We start from the raw sequence: 5,930 nt of genomic DNA, 5'->3' as shown, positions 1-5,930 counted from the left end.
GCGGCCGCGCGCGCCGCGGCCGACGAGGCGCACGCCGCCCTGCGCGGCTGAGCCCCCGGGCGCCCCGTGCGACGCGCGGGAGGCCCAGTCGTTGCCTGCAACCCGGGGTGTCGCTACGTTCGTGGAGTCGGTCCGTGCACGTCGGTGCAGGTCGTCCGGGCACTCCGGGCGGCGCGGTGCTGCGCGTGGCCGGCGGCGTGGGCCCATCCACCTGACGACGATGAGGTGACTTGCGTGGCACTTCCACCCCTGACCCCAGAACAGCGCGCCGCGGCGCTCGAGAAGGCGGCGGAGGCCCGCCGGGTCCGCGCCGAGGTCAAGAACAGGCTCAAGTACTCCCAGGGCTCCTTGAAGGAGGTCCTCGAGCGCGGGCGGACGGACGACGTGATCGGCAAGCTCAAGGTCGTCGCGCTGCTCGAGTCCCTGCCCGGCGTGGGTAAGGTGAAGGCCCGGGCGATCATGGAGGAGATCGGGATCGCCGAGACACGTCGGGTCCGCGGCCTCGGTCCTCACCAGTCCGCGGCCCTCATCGAGAGGTTTGGCTGACATTTCCGCACATCCGTCCGAGCCGGCGTCGGTGGAGCCCTCCCGGGGCCCGTCGGAGCAGGCGACCGCGTCCAGTCCTGCCCGCCTGACCGTCCTGGCGGGACCGACCGCCGTCGGGAAGGGCACGGTGTCCGCCGACATCCGTGCCCGCTACCCGGAGGTGTGGTTGTCGGTCTCCGCCACGACGCGCGGGCCGCGGCCGGGCGAGGAGGACGGCGTGCACTACCTGTTCGTCGGCCCCGAGGAGTTCGCCCGCATGGTCGCGGACCGTGAGCTGCTCGAGTGGGCGGTGGTGCACGGGCGCAACAGCTACGGCACGCCGCGCCGCGCGGTCGAGGAGAAGCTCGCGGCGGGTGTCCCGGCGCTGCTGGAGATCGACCTGCAGGGGGCGCGCCAGGTGCGCGCGACGATGCCGGAGGCGCGGTTCGTGTTCCTCGCGCCGCCGAGCTGGGACGAGCTCGTGCGCCGGCTCGTGGGCCGCGGGACCGAGGACGCGGAGGAGCGTGAGCGACGGCTCGCGACGGCGCGCGTCGAGCTCGCGGCCGAGTCGGAGTTCGACCACGTGATCGTCAACGACGAGGTGCACCGCGCGACGGACGAGCTCGTGCGGGTGATGGGCCTCGAGCCGCGCCCGGTCGACGGCGACGTCCCGCACGACGCGCGGGCGGACGCCCCGGCGGTCAGCGAGTAGACTGGTGCGTCGGTCGCGCGCAGCCCGTCGTCGGCGCCGCGGCCCGTCCTGAGCACCACAGGCCACCACAGACCAGCTGCAGCGACCGGCTGCAGGACCCGAGAACCCCACGGAGCGAACTGTGTCCGGAACCGTCGCCGCCCCCGAGGGCATCACCGACCCGCCGATCGACGACCTGCTCGAGCACGTCGACTCGAAGTACGCGCTCGTCATCTACTCGGCGAAGCGCGCGCGGCAGATCAACGCGTACTACTCGCAGCTCAGCGAGGGCCTGCTGGAGAACGTCGGCCCGCTGCTCGAGACGCGCAACCAGGAGAAGCCGCTGTCGATCGCGATGCGCGAGATCAACGCGGGCCTGCTGACGATCGAGAGCGTCGAGCCCGCCGAGGGCTCGCAGGACTGAGTCACCGACCGCCCCGCCCGGCACGTGCCGGGCGGGGCGGTCTCGTGCGCGAGGAGCCCGCATGAGGATCGTGCTCGGCGTGAGCGGCGGCGTCGCCGCGTACAAGGCGGTGCTGCTGCTGCGCCTGCTGCGCGAGCAGGGACACGCCGTGCGCGTGGTGCCCACGGCGTCGGCGCTGCGCTTCGTCGGCGCGCCGACGTGGGAGGCGCTGTCGGGCGAGCCGGCCACGGACCAGGTGTTCGAGGACGTCGAGCACGTCCCGCACGTGGCGCTGGGCAAGGGGGCCGACCTCGTGGTCGTGGCGCCCGCGACGGCGGACCTGCTGGCGCGTGCCGCCGCGGGGCGCGCCGACGACCTGCTGACGTCCACGCTGCTCACGGCGCGCTGCCCGGTGGTCATGGCTCCGGCGATGCACACCGAGATGTGGGAGCACCCGGCCACGGTCGCGAACGTCGCGACGCTGCGCGCGCGGGGCGTGCACGTGATCGAGCCCGCGTCCGGACGGCTGACGGGCGCGGACACCGGGCCCGGCCGGCTGCCCGAGCCCGACGAGATCGCGCGCACCGCGCTGGACGTGGCGGCCGGTGCGGGGCAGGCCGGGGTGCCCGGCGACCTCGCGGGGCGCCGCGTCGTCGTGTCCGCGGGCGGCACGCGCGAGCCGATCGACCCGGTGCGCTTCATCGGCAACCGGTCGAGCGGCCGGCAGGGGGTCGCGCTGGCGCGCGCCGCGCGGGAGCGGGGTGCGCACGTGACGCTCATCGCGGCGAACCTGGCGGCCGACGTCCTCGGGCCCGGCGCCGGGCCGGACCAGGTGGTCGCGGTCGAGACGACCGCGCAGCTGCGCGAGTCGGTGCGGGCCGCGGCGGCCACGGCAGACGTCGTGGTCATGGCCGCGGCCGTGGCGGACTTCCGGCCGGCGGCCGCGCCGGGCACGAAGATCAAGAAGGTCGCCGGGCACGCCCCGGCGCCGATCGAGCTCGTGGAGAACCCGGACGTGCTCGCCGAGCTCGCGCGCGACCGCCTGCGGCCGGGGCAGGTCGTCGTGGGCTTCGCCGCGGAGACGGGCGACGCCGCGGGCTCGGTGCTCGAGCACGGGCGCGCGAAGGCGCGGCGCAAGGGCGCCGACCTGCTGGTCGTCAACGCGGTCGGCGAGGGCCGCGGGTTCGGCGTCGACACGAACGACGTCACGGTGCTGGACGGCGCGGGCGAGGTCGTCGCGCAGGCGTCCGGCACCAAGCGCGACGTCGCGGACGCCGTCTGGGACGCGGTGCTCAAGGTCGCCGGCCCGGCGTCCTGAGCCGGGAGGCGCCACCCGCCCACCGGCGCCCCCGGGCACGTCAGTGCGCGCCGACCTCGCGCGCCCGCTCGACGGCGGCGTCGACGCCGTCGGTCCACGGCTCGCCGTGCCCGGGCAGGAGCGTCGTGGCGCCTGTCGCGGCGAGCGCGTCGAGGGACCGCAGCGCCTGCGCGCTGTCCGCGGTCGCGGCGCCCGCGACGATCTGCGGCCCGGTGTGCGCGGTGTACGGGTCGAGCGTGACGAGCGCGTCGCCCGTGAGGAGGACGCCGCGGTCGGGCAGGTGCAGCGCGCAGTGGCCGTCGGTGTGGCCGGGCGTCGCGACGACGCGCGGCGCACCGGGCAGGTCCAGCTCGCCGTCCTCGGGCAGGGGCCGCAGGTCGCGCACGCCGGGCACGCGCAGCGCGCCGGCGGCGGTCATGGCGCCGAGGATCCGCACGGCCTTCGGGTAGCGCAGGGGATAGACCGCGCGCAGGTTCTCGTGGGCGTAGCGGTAGGGGTGCGCGGCGATGTGGGCGTCGCCCGGGTGCAGCCACGCGGGGACGCCGAGGGTGCGCCGGGCCCGGGAGAGGAAGCCGAGGTGATCGAAGTGCGCGTGCGTGAGGACGATGCCGGCGACGTCGTCGGGGGTGCGGCCGAGCGTGCGCAGCGCGTGCCCGAGGTCGTCCCACATCGCGGGCAGGCCCGCGTCCACGACGAGCACGCGGCCGGCGTCGAGGACGAGGTAGACGTTGACGTGGGCGCGGGTGAGGCGGTGGATGCCGTCGGCGACCTCGTGGAGCACGGTTCCTCCTCGTCCGGTGGTCAGGCGTGCCCGGCGGTGCCGCGGCCGCGCTGGGCGTCCCGGTGACGGGGCGCCCCCGACGGTAGGCGCGGGGCCGCCCCGCTCGCGAGCGGAGAGAGCGCCGTCGTGCGCGTCTCGCTGGGCGGACGCAGCGCCCGCGTGGCGGGACGAAGGAGCGCGCCGGGCCCGTAGACTGGCGGGCATGGCTGATCTGCGTCTGTTCACGTCCGAGTCCGTCACCGAGGGGCATCCGGACAAGGTGTGCGACCAGATCTCCGACTCCATCCTGGACGCCCTGCTCGCGCAGGACCCGTCGTCGCGCGTCGCCGTCGAGACGATGGTCACGACGGGCCTGGTGCACGTGGCGGGAGAGGTGACGACGGAGGCGTACGTCGAGATCCCGCAGATCGTGCGCGACGTGGTGCGCCGCATCGGGTACACGTCGTCGGCGATCGGGTTCGACGCCGACTCGTGCGGCGTCTCGGTGTCGATCGGCCAGCAGTCGCCGGACATCGCTCAGGGCGTGGACAAGAGCCTCGAGGAGCGCGACGACGCGGGGCACCACGACCCGCTGGACGCGCAGGGCGCGGGCGACCAGGGCCTGATGTTCGGGTACGCGAGCGACGACACGCCGAGCCTCATGCCGCTGCCGGTGTGGCTCGCGCACCGCCTCGCGGAGCGGCTCGCGCAGGTGCGCCGCGACGGGACGGTTCCCGGCCTGCGGCCGGACGGCAAGACGCAGGTGACGATCGGGTACGACGGCGACCGTGCCGTGTCGCTCGACACGCTCGTGCTGTCCACGCAGCACGACCCGGACGTCGTGCAGGAGAAGCTGCACCGCCTGGTGGCGGACCACGTGGTGGCCCCGGTGCTCGAGTCGGCGGGGGTGGACCTCGACACGAGCGGCACGCGCCTGTTCGTGAACCCGACGGGCACGTTCGTCATCGGCGGGCCGCGCGGCGACGCGGGCCTGACGGGGCGCAAGATCATCGTCGACACCTACGGCGGCATGGCTCGCCACGGCGGCGGGGCGTTCTCCGGCAAGGACCCGTCGAAGGTCGACCGGTCCGCCGCGTACGCGACGCGGTGGGTCGCGAAGAACGTCGTCGCGGCGGGTCTCGCGCGCCGCTGCGAGGTGCAGGTCGCGTACGCGATCGGCAAGGCGCAACCGGTGGGCCTGTACGTGGAGACGTTCGGCACCGAGACCGTGCCGGTCGAGCGCATCACCGCGGCGATCCGCGAGGTGTTCGACCTGCGGCCCGCCGCGATCATCCGCGACCTCGACCTGCTGCGCCCGGTCTACGCACCGACGGCGGCCTACGGGCACTTCGGCCGCGAGACGGCCGAGTTCACGTGGGAGCGCACGGACCGCGTCGCGGCGCTGCAGTCCGTCGTGTGAGCGGCGCCCCGGCCGGGGCCGGTCGCGCGGCGTCCGGTGGTGGGGGCGGCTCGTGGTGGGATGGGGCGCGTGAGCGCTGAGGACGTGGACGGCCGGGGCACCCCCGCGCCGCGCACCGTCCGGGAGCCCGTCCCCCAGGAGGCGCGGGAACGGGGGCGAGAGGCGGCCCAGGAGGCCGTCCAGGACGCGTTGCCGGGCATCGAGGTCCCCGAGCCGCCGGCGCGATCCACGGCCCCCGCTCCGGCGCACGAGCTCGCTGCCGAGCGCCCGGTGGCGCAGGTCGTGCTCGACCTCGCGCCGGCGCACCTGGACCGCCCGTTCGACTACCTGGTGCCCGCCGCGATGGCCGACGCCGCGCAGCCGGGCGTGCGCGTCAAGGTCCGCTTCGCGGGCCGGGAGGCGGACGGGTACGTTTTCGCGCGCCTGGACCGCTCGGAGCACGACGGGCGGATGCAGGCGCTGCGGCGCGTGGTGTCGGCCGAGCCGGTGCTCACGCCCCCGGTGCTGCGTCTCGCCCGGTCGGTCGCCGACCTGTACGCCGGCACGCTCGCGGACGTCCTGCGCCTCGCGGTGCCGCCGCGTCACGCCCGCGCGGAGCAGTCGCTCGCCGACCGCGTCGCCGCCGCGTCCGCGCAAGCCCCCACGCCGGGGACGGAGACGCTCGAACCGTCCGCGCCGGCGCTCGCGGAGCCCTCGACGTCGGTGTGGGCCGCGTACCGGGCGGGTGCCGCGTTCCTGTCGCACCTGGCGCGGGGCGAGGCGCCGCGCGCGGTGTGGACGGCGTTGCCCGGCCTCGCACCCCGCCCGTCCGTC

At 75.8% G+C, this 5,930-nt stretch carries 6 protein-coding genes and 1 pseudogene; 6 read left to right on the top strand and 1 reads right to left on the bottom strand.

Features of this window, described 5'->3' with window-relative positions; translation table 11 throughout:
- Positions 1-234 precede the first annotated feature (234 nt).
- The 4 genes from mihF to coaBC all read left to right on the top strand — a co-directional run bounded on the left by mihF (position 235) and on the right by coaBC (position 2,937).
- Positions 235-546, top strand: coding sequence for an integration host factor, actinobacterial type (mihF, locus tag JZ5iCDA_RS14940; RefSeq protein WP_069387872.1), 312 nt, complete (start codon positions 235-237; stop codon positions 544-546).
- Positions 547-640: 94 nt separating this feature from the next.
- The gene (gmk, locus tag JZ5iCDA_RS14935; RefSeq protein WP_069387873.1) at positions 641-1,237 is read left to right on the top strand and encodes a guanylate kinase; all 597 of its coding nucleotides are present in this window, start codon (positions 641-643) and stop codon (positions 1,235-1,237) included.
- A 121-nt stretch (positions 1,238-1,358) separates the two neighbouring features.
- Complete coding sequence (rpoZ, locus tag JZ5iCDA_RS14930) at positions 1,359-1,640, top strand: DNA-directed RNA polymerase subunit omega (protein ID WP_069387871.1); 282 nt, start codon at positions 1,359-1,361, stop codon at positions 1,638-1,640.
- A 61-nt stretch (positions 1,641-1,701) separates the two neighbouring features.
- Positions 1,702-2,937 (top strand): bifunctional phosphopantothenoylcysteine decarboxylase/phosphopantothenate--cysteine ligase CoaBC, encoded by a 1,236-nt coding sequence (gene coaBC, locus JZ5iCDA_RS14925; protein WP_069387870.1) that lies wholly within the window; start codon positions 1,702-1,704, stop codon positions 2,935-2,937.
- A gap of 40 nt (positions 2,938-2,977) precedes the next feature.
- On the opposite strand, the gene JZ5iCDA_RS14920 is transcribed toward coaBC, so the two are convergent.
- Complete coding sequence (locus tag JZ5iCDA_RS14920) at positions 2,978-3,718, bottom strand: MBL fold metallo-hydrolase (protein ID WP_069387869.1); 741 nt, start codon at positions 3,716-3,718, stop codon at positions 2,978-2,980.
- A 202-nt stretch (positions 3,719-3,920) separates the two neighbouring features.
- Between JZ5iCDA_RS14920 and metK the strand changes: the two genes are divergently transcribed.
- On the top strand, positions 3,921-5,117 hold the full coding sequence (gene metK, locus JZ5iCDA_RS14915) for a methionine adenosyltransferase (protein ID WP_069387868.1): 1,197 nt from the start codon (positions 3,921-3,923) through the stop codon (positions 5,115-5,117).
- 69 nt (positions 5,118-5,186) lie between these two features.
- Positions 5,187-5,930: pseudogene (locus JZ5iCDA_RS14910) on the top strand (hypothetical protein); the annotation flags it as partial.

The sequence above is a fragment of the Cellulosimicrobium cellulans genome (assembly GCF_001722485.1).
GTDB classification, from domain to species: domain Bacteria; phylum Actinomycetota; class Actinomycetes; order Actinomycetales; family Cellulomonadaceae; genus Cellulosimicrobium; species Cellulosimicrobium cellulans_A.
Note: the sequence above shows the minus strand (reverse complement) of the source record. Positions and strands in the feature narration are given on the sequence as shown.

What these genes read in the sequence shown, in the direction of transcription:
- coaBC (WP_069387870.1), top strand. Translation starts at nt 1,702, where the DNA reads ATGAGGATCGTGCTCGGCGTGAGCGGCGGCGTCGCCGCGTACAAGGCG.
- metK (WP_069387868.1), top strand. Translation starts at nt 3,921, where the DNA reads ATGGCTGATCTGCGTCTGTTCACGTCCGAGTCCGTCACCGAGGGGCAT.